Annotated in this window: 14 protein-coding genes and 1 tRNA gene; 7 read left to right on the forward strand and 8 right to left on the reverse strand. The window is 60.8% G+C overall.

Features of this window, described 5'->3' with window-relative positions; all coding sequences use genetic code 11:
- Positions 1 to 49 precede the first annotated feature (49 nt).
- From pal to nadA, 6 genes are all read left to right on the forward strand, one after another.
- On the forward strand, positions 50 to 547 hold the full coding sequence (gene pal, locus F8N66_RS23025; RefSeq protein WP_150772357.1) for a peptidoglycan-associated lipoprotein Pal: 498 nt from the start codon (positions 50 to 52) through the stop codon (positions 545 to 547).
- A 6-nt stretch (positions 548 to 553) separates the two neighbouring features.
- On the forward strand, positions 554 to 1,399 hold the full coding sequence (ybgF, locus tag F8N66_RS23030) for a tol-pal system protein YbgF (RefSeq protein ID WP_150772358.1): 846 nt from the start codon (positions 554 to 556) through the stop codon (positions 1,397 to 1,399).
- A gap of 166 nt (positions 1,400 to 1,565) precedes the next feature.
- Entirely contained in the window at positions 1,566 to 2,213 is a 648-nt protein-coding gene (queE, locus tag F8N66_RS23035) for a 7-carboxy-7-deazaguanine synthase QueE (protein WP_150772359.1), read from the forward strand.
- Position 2,214: 1 nt separating this feature from the next.
- Entirely contained in the window at positions 2,215 to 2,907 is a 693-nt protein-coding gene (queC, locus tag F8N66_RS23040; RefSeq protein ID WP_150772360.1) for a 7-cyano-7-deazaguanine synthase QueC, read from the forward strand.
- Between the two features lie 63 nt (positions 2,908 to 2,970).
- Positions 2,971 to 3,046, forward strand: a tRNA-Lys gene (locus F8N66_RS23045).
- A gap of 273 nt (positions 3,047 to 3,319) precedes the next feature.
- Positions 3,320 to 4,378: a quinolinate synthase NadA gene (gene nadA, locus F8N66_RS23050; RefSeq protein WP_150772361.1), complete on the forward strand. Its 1,059-nt coding sequence runs from the start codon at positions 3,320 to 3,322 to the stop codon at positions 4,376 to 4,378.
- 129 nt (positions 4,379 to 4,507) lie between these two features.
- Here nadA and F8N66_RS23055 read toward each other — a convergent pair whose 3' ends face one another.
- The 7 genes from F8N66_RS23055 to F8N66_RS23090 all read right to left on the reverse strand — a co-directional run bounded on the left by F8N66_RS23055 (position 4,508) and on the right by F8N66_RS23090 (position 13,645).
- The gene (locus F8N66_RS23055; RefSeq protein ID WP_150772362.1) at positions 4,508 to 4,996 is read right to left on the reverse strand and encodes an RDD family protein; all 489 of its coding nucleotides are present in this window, start codon (positions 4,994 to 4,996) and stop codon (positions 4,508 to 4,510) included.
- Between the two features lie 94 nt (positions 4,997 to 5,090).
- Entirely contained in the window at positions 5,091 to 5,303 is a 213-nt protein-coding gene (locus F8N66_RS23060; protein ID WP_007931076.1) for a cold-shock protein, read from the reverse strand.
- Positions 5,304 to 5,707: 404 nt separating this feature from the next.
- Positions 5,708 to 6,832: a glycine cleavage system aminomethyltransferase GcvT gene (gene gcvT, locus F8N66_RS23065; RefSeq protein ID WP_150772363.1), complete on the reverse strand. Its 1,125-nt coding sequence runs from the start codon at positions 6,830 to 6,832 to the stop codon at positions 5,708 to 5,710.
- Between the two features lie 42 nt (positions 6,833 to 6,874).
- Positions 6,875 to 8,251, reverse strand: coding sequence for an L-serine ammonia-lyase (locus F8N66_RS23070; protein WP_150772364.1), 1,377 nt, complete (start codon positions 8,249 to 8,251; stop codon positions 6,875 to 6,877).
- Between the two features lie 183 nt (positions 8,252 to 8,434).
- Positions 8,435 to 11,287, reverse strand: a complete 2,853-nt coding sequence (gcvP, locus tag F8N66_RS23075; protein WP_150772365.1) for an aminomethyl-transferring glycine dehydrogenase — start codon at positions 11,285 to 11,287, stop codon at positions 8,435 to 8,437.
- 11 nt (positions 11,288 to 11,298) lie between these two features.
- Positions 11,299 to 11,682, reverse strand: a complete 384-nt coding sequence (gene gcvH / locus F8N66_RS23080; RefSeq protein WP_150772366.1) for a glycine cleavage system protein GcvH — start codon at positions 11,680 to 11,682, stop codon at positions 11,299 to 11,301.
- 454 nt (positions 11,683 to 12,136) lie between these two features.
- Positions 12,137 to 13,645 (reverse strand): sigma-54-dependent transcriptional regulator, encoded by a 1,509-nt coding sequence (locus tag F8N66_RS23090; RefSeq protein ID WP_150772367.1) that lies wholly within the window; start codon positions 13,643 to 13,645, stop codon positions 12,137 to 12,139.
- Positions 13,646 to 13,811: 166 nt separating this feature from the next.
- Between F8N66_RS23090 and F8N66_RS23095 the strand changes: the two genes are divergently transcribed.
- Positions 13,812 to 14,675, forward strand: a complete 864-nt coding sequence (locus tag F8N66_RS23095; protein ID WP_150772368.1) for a DNA-3-methyladenine glycosylase family protein — start codon at positions 13,812 to 13,814, stop codon at positions 14,673 to 14,675.
- 126 nt (positions 14,676 to 14,801) lie between these two features.
- On the opposite strand, the gene F8N66_RS23100 is transcribed toward F8N66_RS23095, so the two are convergent.
- On the reverse strand, positions 14,802 to 16,151 hold the full coding sequence (locus F8N66_RS23100) for a CoA transferase (protein WP_150772369.1): 1,350 nt from the start codon (positions 16,149 to 16,151) through the stop codon (positions 14,802 to 14,804).
- Between the last annotated feature and the right edge of the window lie 9 nt (positions 16,152 to 16,160).

The following is a 16,160-nucleotide window of genomic DNA, read 5'->3' on the forward strand; positions in this document are numbered from 1 at the left end:
GGCGCTATACGTTTTACTTAACACACTGGGGTTCATTAGGAGTTTCACGATGGAAATGCTGAAGTTTGGTAAATTTGCTGCGCTGGCTCTCGCCATGGCTGTAGCTGTAGGTTGCTCGTCCAAAGGCGGCGACAACGCCGGTGAAGGCGCGGTAGATCCAAACGCTGGTTACGGCGCAAACACTGGTGCAGTTGACGGCTCCCTGAGCGAAGAAGCTGCTCTGCGCGCAATCACCACTTTCTACTTCGAATACGACAGCTCGGACCTGAAGCCAGAAGCCATGCGCTCCCTGGACGTTCACGCCAAAGACCTGAAAGCAAACGGCGCTCGCGTTGTTCTGGAAGGCAACACCGACGAACGTGGTACTCGTGAGTACAACATGGCACTGGGCGAGCGTCGTGCGAAAGCCGTTCAACGCTACCTGGTACTGCAAGGTGTTTCCCCAGCTCAGCTGGAACTGGTTTCCTACGGCGAAGAGCGTCCAGTTGCTACCGGCAACGACGAGCAGTCCTGGGCTCAAAACCGTCGCGTCGAACTGCGTAAGTAATTCGTCATGCGAACGTGCCGTCGTGCTGTAACTGTTTTGGCTCTCAGCCTCGCGCCGCTTGCGGCGTGGGCTGCGGTTCCTGTGGTCGAGGACAACTCCGGCTATAACAATAGCGGGACTAGTTATCCGCCTGCGGGTTACGGTACGAACGGCGCCTATGCCGGGGGAGGGGTTTCGGCCCCTGTCTCGGCACAGGGCGAGCTGTTCAACCAACTGCAACAAATGCAGGAGCAGATCGCGCGCCAACAAGGCGTGATCGAAGTTCTGCAAAATGATGTAGCGCGCATGAAGCAGGAAAACCTGGAGCGATACCAGGATCTTGATCGGCGCATTGGAACCGGCGTTGCTCCAGCCGCGACTCCAGAAAATTCTTCCACCGGTGGTGATTTGAATGCCCCCGGTGCCGCAGCAGGCGCAGCAGCAGGTGCCGGAGCGGCAGCCGCTCAAGCACCCGTCGCGGGCAGCGAACCGGCTGACCCGGCGAAGGAAAAGCTCTATTACGATGCAGCCTTCGACCTGATCAAAGCCAAGGATTTCGACAAGGCCAGCCAGGCGTTTGCCGCATTCCTGCGCAAATACCCGAACAGCCAATACGCGGGCAATGCCCAGTACTGGTTGGGCGAAGTGAACCTGGCCAAGGGCGATCTGCAAGGTGCGGGTCAGGCGTTTGCCAAGGTTTCGCAGCTTTATCCGAAGCACGCGAAAGTGCCGGATTCGCTGTACAAGCTTGCTGATGTAGAGCGCCGTCTCGGTCATACCGATCGAGTCAAAGGCATTTTGCAGCAGGTGGTATCCCAGTATCCGGGAACTTCCGCCGCTCAGTTGGCCCAGCGCGATCTGCAGAAAATGTAAGCCTGCTTGACCTGTTTCGAAGAAACCCGCGCTTGTCGCGGGTTTTTTCGTTAGAATTCACCCCCTTTTTCTGAAACACGCTTTTTGGGGCCTGCGCATTGCCGGGGTCCCTTGAAGTGCCTGACGGAGGCGGACAGCCTGTTTAGCTGTTACGCCCGTGGCGACTATGCAAGACACATTGAGAATCACCGAAGTTTTCTACTCGTTGCAGGGTGAAACTCGGACCGCCGGCCTGCCCACTGTATTCGTGCGCCTGACCGGTTGCCCGTTGCGCTGCCAATACTGCGACAGCGCCTATGCGTTCACTGGCGGGACCATTCGCACGCTCGACGATATCCTTGAACAAGTGGCCGGGTTCCGTCCTCGTTATGTCTGTGTCACGGGCGGCGAGCCCCTGGCGCAACCCAACGCCATTCCTTTGCTCAAGCAGTTGTGCGATGCCGGCTACGAAGTGTCACTGGAAACCAGTGGCTCCATCGATATCTCGGCCGTGGACCCTCGGGTCAGTCGCGTCGTCGACCTGAAGACTCCGGGTTCGAAGGAAGCGCATCGCAACCGTTACGAAAACATTAAGCTGCTCACGCCCAACGATCAGGTGAAGTTTGTTATCTGCTCGCGGGAAGACTATGACTGGTCGGTGTCCAAACTGATCCAGTACGGTCTGGACCAGCGTGCCGGTGAAGTCCTGTTTTCGCCAAGCCACCACGACCTCAATGCTCGAGACCTGGCTGACTGGGTGGTGGCGGACAATTTGCCAGTGCGCCTGCAATTGCAGTTGCATAAATATCTTTGGAATGACGAGCCGGGGCGCTGAGATGACTGAACAACTGAACACTGCGGAAAAACGTGCGGTCATCCTGCTGTCCGGTGGCCTGGATTCGGCCACGGTCGTCGCCATGGCGCGTGCCGAAGGTTACAGCTGCTACACCATGAGTTTCGATTACGGTCAGCGCTCTCACGCTGAACTGTACGCCGCCGAGCGTGTTGCCCGCGACCTGGGTGTGGTCGAGCACAAGGTGATCGGCCTTAACCTGAATGGTATGGGCGGCTCGGCACTGACTGACAGCAGCATCGATGTACCGGAAACACCGGGTGAGGGTATTCCGGTAACTTACGTCCCGGCACGTAACACGGTGTTCTTGTCCCTGGCGCTGGGCTGGGCTGAAGTGCTCGGCGCGCGCGACATCTTCATTGGGGTCAACGCAGTGGATTACTCCGGTTATCCCGATTGCCGTCCGGAGTTCATCGAGTCTTTCGAGCGTATGGCCAATCTGGCGACCAAGGCCGGTGTGGAAGGCAATGGTTTCCGTATCCAGGCGCCGCTGCAAAACCTGAGCAAGGCGCAGATCGTCCAGGCTGGTGTGAAGCTTGGCGTCGATTACGGTCTGACTGTTTCTTGCTATCAGGCCGACGATAACGGCCGTGCGTGCGGCAAATGCGACAGCTGCCGACTGCGTGCTGAAGGCTTCGCGGCGGCCGGAATCAGTGACCCAACGCGTTATTTTTGAATTATTTTAAAATAGGTGTTGAATAGTCCTTAAAAATCAGTATTATACGCGCCACCACACAGCGGGTCGTTAGCTCAGTTGGTAGAGCAGTTGGCTTTTAACCAATTGGTCGTAGGTTCGAATCCCACACGACCCACCATTTTCAAAGCTGTTTTAAAAGTCTGGAAGGCCCACGCAAGTGAGGATTTCCGGATTTTTTTTTGCCTGCGATTTAACACTGCCCGGTTCCTGGGCTGCTCTGCGCGACGCAGGTCAGAATCATCTTTTGCATCCACCCGATATTCTGTAGCCTTGCGCAGCTTCAACGCTGTCCGTGCCTGATGAATACTCACTTTCCCGGCGGTACCCTGATGGGTCCGGAGCCGGGTGTATACTCGACTTTCGCGCGAAAGCGCCTGCAGGTCTTGCGAACATGACGCAGATTTCCGAACGCCTTCTGGTTCAAGCCCACCTCGACGCCAAGCAGCCCAAGCCGCTGACGGCCGATGAGGAGGCTTATTACCGTGCCGCCATCGCTGCCGAGCTCAAGGCTCAGGACGCGGTGCTGGTTGCCCACTTCTATTGCGATCCCGTTATCCAGGCCTTGGCCGAAGAAACCGGTGGCTGCGTCTCCGACTCGCTGGAGATGGCCCGCTTCGGCAATGCTCATCCGGCCAAGACCGTGGTGGTTGCCGGGGTCAAGTTCATGGGTGAGACGGCCAAGATCCTCAACCCTGAAAAACGTATTCTGATGCCGACGCTGGAAGCGACGTGCTCGCTGGACCTCGGTTGCCCGGTCGACGAGTTTTCCGCGTTCTGCGACCAGCATCCCGAGCGCACGGTGGTGGTTTATGCCAACACGTCGGCGGCGGTCAAGGCGCGGGCGGACTGGGTGGTGACGTCAAGCTGCGCGCTGGAGATCGTCGAAAGCCTGATGGACAACGGCGAGACCATCATCTGGGGTCCGGACAAGCACCTGGGCACTTACATTCAGCGCCAGACCGGTGCTGACATGCTGCTGTGGGACGGTGCCTGCATCGTTCACGAAGAGTTCAAGTCCAAGCAGCTCGAGGACATGAAGGCGCTGTATCCGGATGCCGCGATCCTGGTGCACCCGGAATCGCCCACCTCGGTGATCGAGCTGGCGGATGCCGTCGGTTCCACCAGTCAATTGATCGCGGCAGCGCAGACGTTGCCAAACAAGACCCTGATTGTTGCGACCGACCGCGGCATTTTCTACAAGATGCAGCAGCTGTGCCCGGACAAGGTCTTTATCGAAGCGCCTACCGCCGGTAACGGGGCTGCCTGCCGCAGTTGCGCGCACTGCCCCTGGATGGCGATGAACACCCTTGAGCGCACGCTCAAGAGCTTGAAAGAGGGGGCTAACGAGATCTTTGTCGATCCTGCGTTGGTTCCTCAGGCTATTCGGCCGCTCAAGCGCATGCTGGACTTTACCCAGGCGGCGCGGATGAGGCTGGCTGGGAACGCGTAATAGCCACCGACTCGCAAAAACTGTGGGAGCGGGCTTGCTCGCGAAGGCGGTGTATCAGACAAGCATTCTGGTCAGATACACCGCCTTCGCGAGCAAGCCCGCTCCCACATTGGTTTGTACTGTACGGGATTACTTGGTTTTCTTCGGAATCCGTACCAGCTGGGTATTGGAATACATGTCGTGCCAGCTGCGCTTCTGCTTGTCGAGCAGTGACCAGATGAATCCCAGGCCAACACACAGCAGCGAGGCGATGGATACGACAAAGCGCAGCAGCGCTTGCCACAGGCTGATGGAGGAGCCATCGGCATTCTGCACACGAATGCACCAGACCTGCATGCCCAGGGTCTGGCCGGAATAGGTCCAGAATTTGGCGAAGAAGCCAAACAGCATGAACAACAGGACGGTCGAGAGCAGCGGATCACCGTCGAGTGCTCCGGCCTCGGTCAGTGTGCGCATTCTTTCTTCACCGATGATCGCCATCTGAATCATCTTGTAGACGCCGCTGGTGACGATCAGCAAGGCGGTGCACAGCAGGAAGTCATAGAACATCGCAGCCAGGCGACGACCCAGGCCAGCGGCAGGAAATTCGCCCTGGGGATTCAGCAGGTGTTTCGACATGGCGGCTCTCGGCGAAAAAAGAAGCCATTTTACGGGTTTGCGCGCACAAAAAAGCCCCTGATGTCAGCATCAGGGGCTTTTTCGTTACAGAAGATTAACCTTCTGCCTGTACTTCGTCAGCCTGCATGCCTTTCTGGCCTTGCACGGCGATGAAGGTCACTTTCTGGCCTTCTTTCAGGCTCTTGAAACCGTTGCCCTGAATAGCGCGGAAATGCACGAACAGATCCGGACCGCTTTCTGGAGTGATAAAACCAAAACCTTTCTCGTCGTTAAACCACTTGACGGTGCCGCTCTGACGTTGGGACATTTCTTATTTCCTTTGACGCTAAAATTAATGACAGTCTCCTTCTCATGAAAGAGTACTGGGGCTGGTTGCAGGAGAGTAAGAAGACGTCGAACGGGATGTAGCTAACTTGTAGGCTACTGCCCAGGTCACGATTCCAAGCGACCCATGCAAACACAGTGAACAAACTCTACGCCAACTACGGGAGAAAAAACAAGCCCCCGCGAAGGCCCCGGATTTGCTGCGTTATCTGGATGTAGTGGGCGCTCTGGATCGGGCTTATACGATTAGCTTGTTCAGTTGTTTTCGAACGTTATAAGCAAAGTTCATAATCGAAGCTTAGAGTCAAACGATGCACTATTTTATGGCGGTTGCGTTACACATTAGTGCACTGTAAACGCAACCGCGTTACTTATAGGAACATTCAATCAGCCGCGATAGTAGCGTTGCGGAACAAATGGCATTTTGCTTACAAGCAAAGGAACCTTTTTCCCACGAACAATCGCCCACAGCGGCGTCTCGAGAGCGATATAGGCGTTGTCGACGTAACCCATCGCCAGAGGACCACCCAGGGTCGGTCCGAAACCGCCGCTGCAGACGCTGCCGATGATCTCGCCCGCTTCGTTGACGATCTCCGCGCCTTCACGTACCGGGGTACGCTCTTGTGGCAGCAAACCGATACGCTTGCGGCCGACACCACCCTGTTGCTGGGCAAATACGTTTTCAGCGCCCGGGAAACCGCCGGCACGCGCACCATCGGCACGGCGGGGTTTGGAGATGGCCCACAGCAGGCTGGCTTCGATCGGGGTGGTTTCGGTATTCATGTCGTGACCGTACAGGCACAGGCCGGCTTCCAGGCGCAGCGAATCCCGGGCGCCCAGGCCAATGGCCTCGACTTCCGGTTCCGCCAGCAGGGCGCGGGCGAGGGCTTCGGCGTTGGCGGCCGGTACGGAGATTTCGAAACCGTCTTCGCCGGTGTAGCCCGAGCGGCTGACGAAGCAGTCCACGCCCAGCAGCTTCACGCGGGCGAACTGCATGAACGTCATCTTCGCCACTTCCGGTGCCAGGCGCGCCAGTACGGTGACCGCTGCCGGCCCTTGCAGGGCCAGCAGGGCGCGTGCTTCGAACAGCGGCTCAATCTGGCACTGATCGCCGATGTGCTTCTGAAGATGCGCCAGGTCCTGGTCCTTGCAGGCCGCATTGACCACCAGGAACAGCTCATCGTTGCCCAGGTTGGCGACCATCAGGTCGTCAAGGATGCCGCCGGTTTCGTTGGTGAACATGGCGTAGCGCTGCATGCCCACGGGCAGATCGATGATGTCCACCGGCACCAGGCTTTCCAGGGCCTTGGCGGCATTGGCACCGACCAGGCGGATCTGACCCATGTGGGAAACATCGAACAAACCGGCCTGATCACGGGTGTGCTGGTGCTCCTTCATTACGCCCAGCGGGTATTGCACCGGCATGTCATAGCCGGCGAAGGGCACCATGCGTGCACCGAGTTCGATGTGCAAGGCGTGCAATGGAGTTTTCAACAGGTGTTCGGTGGACATATTCAGCTCCTGAAAAAGGCTGCAGATGCAGATGAGCGCGCATCAGCACTCGATAATGTTGACTGCCAAACCGCCACGGGCGGTTTCCTTGTATTTGCTTTTCATGTCGGCGCCGGTCTGGCGCATGGTGCGGATGACCTTGTCGAGGGAGACGAAATGCTGCCCGTCGCCACGCATGGCCATGCGCACGGCATTGATGGCCTTGACCGAGCCCATGGCGTTGCGCTCGATGCAGGGCACTTGCACCAGCCCGCCAATCGGGTCGCAGGTCAGGCCCAGGTTGTGTTCCATGCCGATTTCCGCGGCGTTTTCCACTTGTTGCACCGTGCCGCCAAGAACCTCGCACAGAGCCCCGGCTGCCATCGAACATGCCACCCCGACTTCGCCCTGGCAGCCGACTTCGGCGCCGGAGATCGAGGCGTTTTCCTTGTACAGAATGCCGATGGCCGCGGCGGTGAGCAGGAAGCGCACGACCCCGTCTTCGTTCGCCGTCGGAATAAAACGCATGTAGTAATGCAGCACCGCTGGAACGATCCCGGCCGCGCCGTTGGTGGGCGCCGTGACCACGCGTCCGCCGTTGGCGTTTTCTTCGTTGACCGCCAGGGCGTACAGGTTGACCCAGTCCAGCACCGAGAGCGGGTCGCGCAGGGACGATTCAGGGTTCTTGCACAGTTGCCGGTACAGCGCGGCGGCCCGGCGTTTGACCTTCAGGCCGCCGGGCAGAATGCCTTCGTTGCGGCAGCCGGCGGCGACGCAGTCCTGCATGACCTGCCAGATCTTCAACAGGCCGGCACGGGTTTCCGCTTCCGGGCGCCAGGCACTTTCATTGGTCAGCATCACCTGGCTGATGGACAAGCCGTAAGTGGCGCAGTGACCGAGCAGGTCCTTGGCACTCTTGAAGGGAAAGGTCAGGGGGGTGGCGTCTTCGACGATGCGATCGGCGCCGGCGGCGTCTTCATCGACGACAAATCCGCCGCCCACGGAGTAGTACTCGCGGCTGCGGATTTGCAGGCCCGCCGCGTCGAATGCGCGAAAAATCATGCCGTTGGGGTGATAGGCCAACGGTTTGCGGATCATCGCCAGGTGTTCTTTCTCGTTGAACGCAATGCTGTGTTCGCCGAGCAGGTTCAAGCGCCCTTTGCCGCGAATCTCTTGCAGGCGGGCGGCGACGGTTTCGGTGTCCACGGTGTCGGGGTGTTCACCCTCCAGGCCCAGCAGCACGGCCTTGTCACTGCCGTGGCCCTTGCCGGTGGCGCCGAGTGAACCGTAGAGCTCGACTTTGACGCAGGTGGTCGCTGCCAGCAGCCCTTCACGGCGCAAGCCCTCGACGAAGCGCGCGGCTGCGCGCATCGGGCCGACGGTGTGGGAGCTGGAGGGACCGATGCCAATCTTGAACAGGTCGAACACGCTTAACGACATGGTTGTTCTCCGGTTTCTTGTTATAGGCGCGACATCACGGGAGGGGCTTTGTGTAGGAGCTGCCGCAGGCTGCGATCTTTTGATCCTGCTGTTGATGAAGATCAAAAGATCGCAGCCTGCGGCAGCTCCTACAGGGTTATGCGTGTTATTGAGGGGGGCGAGCGAACCCGCCCCACTCAATGCTTAAGCGTAGCTTTCGATCGACGGGCAGGCGCAGACCAGGTTGCGATCGCCGAACACGTTGTCGACGCGGCCGACCGGTGGCCAGTACTTGCCTTCGATCAAGGACGCAACCGGATACACCGCTTGCTCGCGGCTGTACGGGTGCGACCACTCGCCGACCAGTTCCGCCGCGGTGTGCGGGGCGTTTTTCAGCGGGTTGTCGTCCTTGTCCAGCGTGCCGTTTTCCACCGCGCGGATTTCCTCGCGGATGCGGATCATGGCGTCGCAGAAGCGGTCCAGTTCCTCTTTGGATTCACTCTCGGTCGGCTCGATCATCAGCGTGCCGGCCACCGGGAACGACATGGTCGGGGCGTGGAAGCCGAAGTCGATCAGGCGCTTGGCCACGTCATCGACGCTGATGCCGCTGCTGTCTTTCAGCGGACGCAGGTCCAGGATGCACTCGTGCGCCACCAGGCCGTTGCTGCCGGTGTAGAGCACCGGGTAATGCTCTTCGAGGCGACGGGAAATGTAGTTGGCGTTGAGGATCGCCAGTTGCGAAGCGCGCTTGAGACCTGCGCCACCCATCATCCGAATGTACATCCAGGTGATCGGTAGAATGCTCGCGCTGCCGAACGGTGCCGCGCAGACCGCGCCTTCCTTGCGCGCCATTTGCGCGTGCCCCGGCAGGAACGGGGTCAGGTGCGATTTCACGCCGATCGGGCCAACGCCCGGGCCGCCGCCGCCGTGCGGGATGCAGAAGGTCTTGTGCAGGTTCAGGTGCGACACGTCGCCGCCGAACTTGCCCGGGGCGCAGAGGCCGACCATCGCGTTCATGTTGGCGCCGTCGATGTACACCTGGCCGCCGTTGTCGTGAATGATGCCGCAGATTTCGCGGATGCCTTCCTCGAACACGCCGTGGGTCGACGGGTAGGTGATCATCAATGCCGCAAGATGCTCGCGGTGCTCGATGGCCTTGGCGCGCAGGTCTTCGATGTCGACGTTGCCGCGGGCGTCACAAGCGGTCACGACCACGCGCATACCGGCCATTTGTGCGGTGGCCGGGTTAGTGCCGTGGGCCGAGGACGGAATCAGGCAGATGTCGCGGCGGTCTTCGCCACGGCTCTGGTGATAGGCACGGATTGCCAGCAGGCCAGCGTATTCGCCTTGGGAACCGGCGTTCGGTTGCAGCGAGATCGCGTCGTAACCGGTGGCAGCGCAGAGCATCGCTTCCAGTTCATCGGTCAGTTGCTGATAGCCGGCGCTTTGTTCGGCCGGGGCGAACGGGTGCAGGGCGCCGAATTCGGCCCAGGTCACCGGGATCATTTCGCTGGCAGCGTTGAGTTTCATGGTGCACGAGCCCAGCGGGATCATGGTGCGGTCCAGCGCCAGGTCTTTGTCCGCCAGTTTGCGCAGGTAGCGCATCAGCTCGGTTTCCGAGTGATAACGGTTGAACACCGGGTGGCTGAGGATCGGCGACTGGCGTACCAGCGCAGTCGGGATGGTGGCTTGCACGGAGGCGGCGAGGGCGGCGAAGTCTGGCAGTGCCTTGCCATCGGCCAACAGGGCCCACAGGGTTTCGACGTCGGCCTGGGTGCTGGTTTCGTCGAGGGACAGGCCCAGGCGCTCGGCATCCACTACGCGCAGGTTGATCTGTTGCGCGCGTGCCTGCTCATGTCGGGCGGCAGTTTGCGCGCCGGTGTTCAGCGTCAGGGTGTCGAAGAAGTGTTCCTGTTCGACGCTCAGGCCCAGTGCGCTCAGGCCCTTGGCCAGAATCGCGGTCAGGTGATGCACGCGGTTGGCGATCTGCGCCAGGCCTTTCGGGCCGTGGTAAACGGCGTACATGCTGGCGATATTGGCCAGCAGTACCTGCGCGGTGCAGATGTTGCTGGTGGCCTTCTCGCGGCGGATGTGTTGTTCGCGGGTCTGCATCGCCAGGCGCAGTGCCGGCTTGCCGAAACGGTCCACGGACACGCCGACCAGACGGCCCGGCATGTCACGCTTGAACGCGTCCTTGGTGGAGAAGTACGCCGCGTGCGGACCACCGAAACCCAGTGGCACGCCAAAGCGTTGAGCGCTGCCGATGGCCACGTCGGCGCCGAATTCGCCCGGCGGGGTCAGCACGGTGAGGGCCAGCAGGTCGGCGGCCACGGCCACCAGGGCGTTGGCGGCGTGGAAACGCTCGGTCAGTGCGCGGTAGTCGAAGACGTCACCGTTGCTGGCCGGGTATTGCAGCAGGGCGCCGAAGAACGCACTGAGGTCAGTCAGTTCGCGTTCATCGCCGACCACCACGTCGATGCCCAGTGGCTCGGCACGGGTGCGCAGCACGTCGAGGGTCTGCGGGTGGCAATGCACGGACGCGAAGAACTGGTGGCTGCCCTTGTTCTTGCTCAGGCGCTTGCAGAAGGTCATGGCTTCGGCGGCGGCGGTGGCTTCGTCGAGCAGCGAGGCGTTGGCGATCGGCAGGCCGGTGAGGTCGCTGATCAGGGTCTGGAAGTTCAGCAGCGCTTCGAGACGGCCTTGGGAAATTTCCGGCTGGTACGGGGTGTAGGCGGTGTACCAGGCCGGGTTTTCCAGCAGGTTGCGCAGGATCGGCGACGGCGTGTGAGTGCCGTAGTAACCCTGGCCGATGTAGGTCTTGAACAGCTGGTTCTTGCCGGCGATGTCTTTGATCATCGCCAGGGCGTCGGCTTCGCTCAGGCCGTCTTCCAGGCCGAGGACGCTGGTGCCCTTGATGCTGTCCGGGATGACGCTGGCGCTCAGCGCTTCCAGGGAGTCGAAGCCCAGGCTGTTGAGCATGGCCTGCTCGTCACCGGCGCGCGGGCCGATGTGACGGGCAATGAATTCGTTGGCGGTCGTCAGGTTGACTGTGGTCATGTCGGTGCTCCTCAGGCTTCGGCTTGGGCTTTGATCAGACGGTCGTAAGCGTCCTGATCCAGCAGTTTGGCGACAGCTTGAGCGTCGGCAGGCTGGAAGCGGAAGAACCAGCCTTCGCCCAGCGGATCTTCGTTGACCAGTTCCGGGCTGCTGTCCAGCGCCGGGTTCACTTCCAGCACTTCGCCGTCCAGGGGCATGTACACGCCGCTGGCCGCTTTTACCGATTCCACGGTCGCCGCTTCTGCACCTTTGTCGTAGGACTGCAGCTCGGGCAGTTGTACGAAAACTACGTCGCCCAGTGCGTTCTGCGCGAAAGCGGTGATGCCGACAGTGACGGTGCCGTCAGCTTCGGTGCGCAGCCATTCGTGATCTTCAGTAAAACGCAATTCGCTCATGTGAACTCCTAAGGGGGCCAGACTCGTCTGGTGGACGCGGTGGAATACTGGGGCAATGCCCTGATTTATGAAGGGTAATTAAGCAAGAATGCGGCCAATGTTAATTTATCGTTATAAATCATATAGTTATGAGTATATTTGGGGTCTGTCTATCAACGTGCTGTAGCGAAATCGCTACAGCTGCGAGGGAAGATAAAAGCCGAAGTGGATCAAAGCCTTGCGCAGCGCTGATCGGGGAGGGGTGTAGCGATATCGTTCCGCTGTAGCGCTTTCAGTACAGGTGGAGGTCGTTTCTGGTGTGATTTTGAAGGCGACACAGATCCTGTGGGAGCGGGCTTGCTCGCGAATGCGGTGTGTCATTCACCCAGTAAGGTGACTGATCCACCGCATTCGCGAGCAAGCCCGCTCCCACAGGGTGCTGTGTTGAAGATCAGATTGCGATCCGAACCAATGCCTATGGCTTGTTGGGGATCCCGTACTTGCGCAATCGATGCGCAATCGCCGTGTGGGAGGTTTGCAGGCGGCTGGCCAGTTGGCGGGTGGAGGGGTAGCTGACGTAGAGTTTTTCCAGCAGGGTTTTCTCGAATTCATCCATCGCCTGTTCCAGGCTGTCGACGTCATGGTCGCTCTGGCGCGCCACGGAGGTGCCGGCGATGTCGAGGTCGCCGATGTCCACCAGGCTGCTTTCACAAATGGCGGCGGCGCGGAAAATCACGTTTTGCAGCTGCCGCACGTTGCCCGGCCAACGGTTGCCCAGCAGGGCCGGGTAAGTCCCCGGCGCCAGGCGACAGACCGGGCGCTGGATCTGCGCGCACGCCTGCTGCATGAAATAGCGGGCCAGCAGCAGAATGTCCTGGCCGCGTTCACGCAGCGGCGGGACTTCGACGTTGAGCACGTTGAGGCGGTAAAACAGGTCTTCGCGAAACAGCCCTTCGCTGACCATTTTTTCCAGGTCACGGTGGGTCGCGCTGAGAATCCGCACGTTAACCTTCACTTCGCGATCGCCGCCTACCCGACGAAAACTGCCGTCGTTGAGGAAGCGCAGCAACTTGGCCTGCAAATACGGTGACATCTCGCCGATTTCGTCGAGAAACACCGTGCCCTGGTTGGCCAGTTCCATCAGCCCCGGTTTGCCACCCCGTTGCGCGCCCGTAAAGGCGCCCGGGGCGTAGCCGAACAGTTCGCTTTCGGCGAGGTTCTCCGGCAATGCCGCACAGTTCAATGCCAGAAACGGTGAGTTGTGCCGCGTGCTGATCGCGTGGCAGGCCCGGGCCACCAGTTCCTTGCCGGTGCCGGTTTCACCCTGGATCAACAACGGCGCATCGAGGGCCGCCACCCGTTGCGCGCGAACCTTGAGCGTGCGAATCACCGGTGATTCGCCCAGCAGCGCGTCGAACCCTTCGGCGTGGTCGTGGTGCAGCGCCGACAGGCGTTCGCCGATGCGGTTGGGCGGGTACAGGGTCAGCAAGGCACCGGCGTCGGTGATGGGGGTGGCGTCCAGCAACAGGGTCTGGCCGTTGACGGTGACTTCCCGCAGCGGCAAGCGAAAGCCGTGTTCGAGCAAGGCATCGAGCAGCGCCGGGTCGGCGAACAGGTCGGCCACGCTTTCACCGGCCGGTTCGCGGCCATACAGGGCAATCAGGGCCGGGTTAGCCAGCAGAACTTTGCCGGCACTGTCCAGCGCCAGTACCGGATCGGTCATGGCCGCGAGCAGCGCGTCGAGCTGCAAGTGCCGGCGCTGGCCGGGCAAGATGTCGACCACCGTCACCGCTTGCACGCCACGCACGTTGAACAGGGCATCGCGCAGCTCTTCGAGGACTTCCGGGCTCAGGGTCGGGGCGTCAATGTAGACGTTGGGCGGGACCATTTCCACCGCATCCAGATTGAGGTTGCGCCCACCGAGCAGGGCCAGGACTTCCTGGGTAATACCGACGCGGTCGATGAAGCTGACGTGGATACGCATGGGACGGGTTTGGATTCTGGAATGCGGAGGGTGGCAAGTATGCCTTGGGGCGGGCGATTGGTGAAATCCTGTGGGTGCGGCGCTCCTCCCGCAAATGGGTGTTATCCAATAAAAGTGAGTTTGTCTTTATAGTCTGGCCAATCTGATCATCCTTGGGACTGCGCTCATGAAGTTGCAGCTGAAATTTCAACCGCCCTACGACTGGCCCGCGATGCTCGGTTTTTTGTCAGCGCGGGCAATTGCCGGAATCGAAGAGGTGGTCGACGGCGTTTACTCGCGCAGCATCGGCTTGAAGGGCGTCCACGGCAGCTTGTCGATCCGGCAGGCGACAGCCGATTCACTGGCGCTGACCCTCGATTTTCCCGATCCGGCGGCGGTGCCGGAAATCGTCGTGCGAGTGCGCCGGATGTTCGACCTGGATGCTGACCTGACCGTTTTTCATCGGCACCTGGCGGTTGACCCACTGCTGGCGCGGTTGATCGCCGAGCGTCCGGGGTTGCGTGTGCCGGGGGCGTGGGACGGGTTGGAGCTGGCGATTCGTGCGGTGCTGGGCCAGCAGATCACGGTAACGGCGGCGATCAAACTGGCGGGGAAACTGGTGGCGCACTATGGCGCGCCGCTGGCTTTGCCTCGGGGCGGTTTGACCCATGTATTTCCTCAAGCCGAGGTGTTGGCAGCAGCGGATCTGGCGACGTTGGGAATGCCGAAAAGTCGTGGCCGCACGTTGTCGGGCGTGGCCCAGGCGTTGCTGGATGATCCGCTGTTGTTCGAACCGGATCGGCAGGGCGGGGTGGCGCGAATGCTGGCGTTATATGGCATTGGTGACTGGACGGCGCAGTACATTGCCCTGCGGCAGTTGCGCGAGATGGATGGATTCCCGACGGGGGATGTGGGGTTGATCAATGCGTTGGCGGCGCTTGAGGGGGAGGCGGTGACGGCTCGGCAGTTGCAGTTGCGAGCGGAAGCGTGGCGGCCTTACCGGGGATATGCGGCGCAGTTGCTTTGGACTTCGTTGAGTCGGCCTGATTGATCCGAAATTTTTATCGACTGTTCCGGCCTCTTCGCGAGCAAGCCCGCTCCCACGGTTGACCGAGTTCGCAGGGACGGACGCGATCAAAATGTGGGAGCGGGCTTGCTCGTGAAAGCGATTGGACAGTCACCACCATTGCGCGCGATGAGAACCCAATTCAGCAGCCGCAATCGCCCACTGCACTGGCGTCCCGGTGATCTTCAGGGGTACATGCAATCGATGCGCCGGGCCCCAGGGTGTTTGTTCAATCAGCACTCCCTGATCGTTTTCATCCTCTGCCCGCAACGTCTGCACAGGGCCGGGGCCCTGCTCGATCAACAACGTTGCCGTGCGCGCCAGCGACAGGCGCGCCGATCCACCGCGCCCGCTGCCCAAGCGCCTTGCCAACAACGTGATCGCACTGGCCGCCATCAGATACCCGGTGGCGTGATCGAGGGCTTGCACGGGCAAGGGCGTCGGCTTTTCCGCGTGCTTCCAGTGCATGCCGGCGTCGGCAATGCCGCTGCTCATCTGCACCAGGCTGTCAAAGCCGCGACGGTTCTGCCACGGGCCGCTCCAGCCATAGGCGTTGAGGCTCACATCGATCAGGCCAGGGGCCAGTTTTTGCCGCTCGTTGACACCGTATCCCAGTCCTTCCAGCGCATCGGTGCGGTAGCCGTGGAGCAGGATGTCGGCGTCCTTGAGCAGGTGTTCAAACACACGGCGGTCGGCGTTGTCATGCAGGTCCAGGCGTGCACAACGCTTGCCCAGCGTCATTTCCGGCACTACGCCCGGTTCGTTCCAGGTGGGCGGGTCGATACGCAGGACGTCGGCGCCAAGTCCCGCGAGAAAGCGGCTGGCGACGGGGCCGGCGAGTACGCGGGTCAAATCCAGCACCTTGATTCCGGCCAGCGGTTGCGCCACCGAGCCTTGCCACGGTTGGGTATTGGCGCTGCCGTGATGGCTGAACTGAATCAGCGGTTCGGCATTCACGGCGTGACCCTGCGGATGCATCTGCCACTGTTCCCAAGTGCGCATCTCGGCGGCGCAGCCACCGGCATCGACTACGGCTTGCTCCAGATCGCTCTTGGCCCATTGCTCCACTTTGCTGGCCACCGCCGCACGGTCGACGCAGGCGCCCAGCACCGATTCGGCGGCAGCGCGGTGATGGGGGGCATTGGTGTGCAGGCGAATCCAGCCATCCCTGGCGGCATAGTCACCGGCGATGGGGTCCCACAACGGTGGCACGCTCCAGCCCACTGGGCGGATCGAGCTGGAGAACCAGAACGAGGCGAGGCGCCGGTCTACTTCGAGACCGGGCAAGCGTCCGGTTTGTTGCTGCAATAATTCGCTGATGGCCTGGCCGGCGGCAGCGATGCTGGCGCTGGCGAGGTCGGTGACGGCGAACGCCGAGGGCAAGGCGCCGGTGGCGGTGAACGGGATTGGCGTGTGCGGCAAGCCGAGTGCGGCTTGAATGGACGTGAGTAAATCAGTCATCGAAGGCCC

This window comes from Pseudomonas fluorescens (genome assembly GCF_902498195.1).
Lineage (GTDB): Bacteria > Pseudomonadota > Gammaproteobacteria > Pseudomonadales > Pseudomonadaceae > Aquipseudomonas > Aquipseudomonas fluorescens_BU.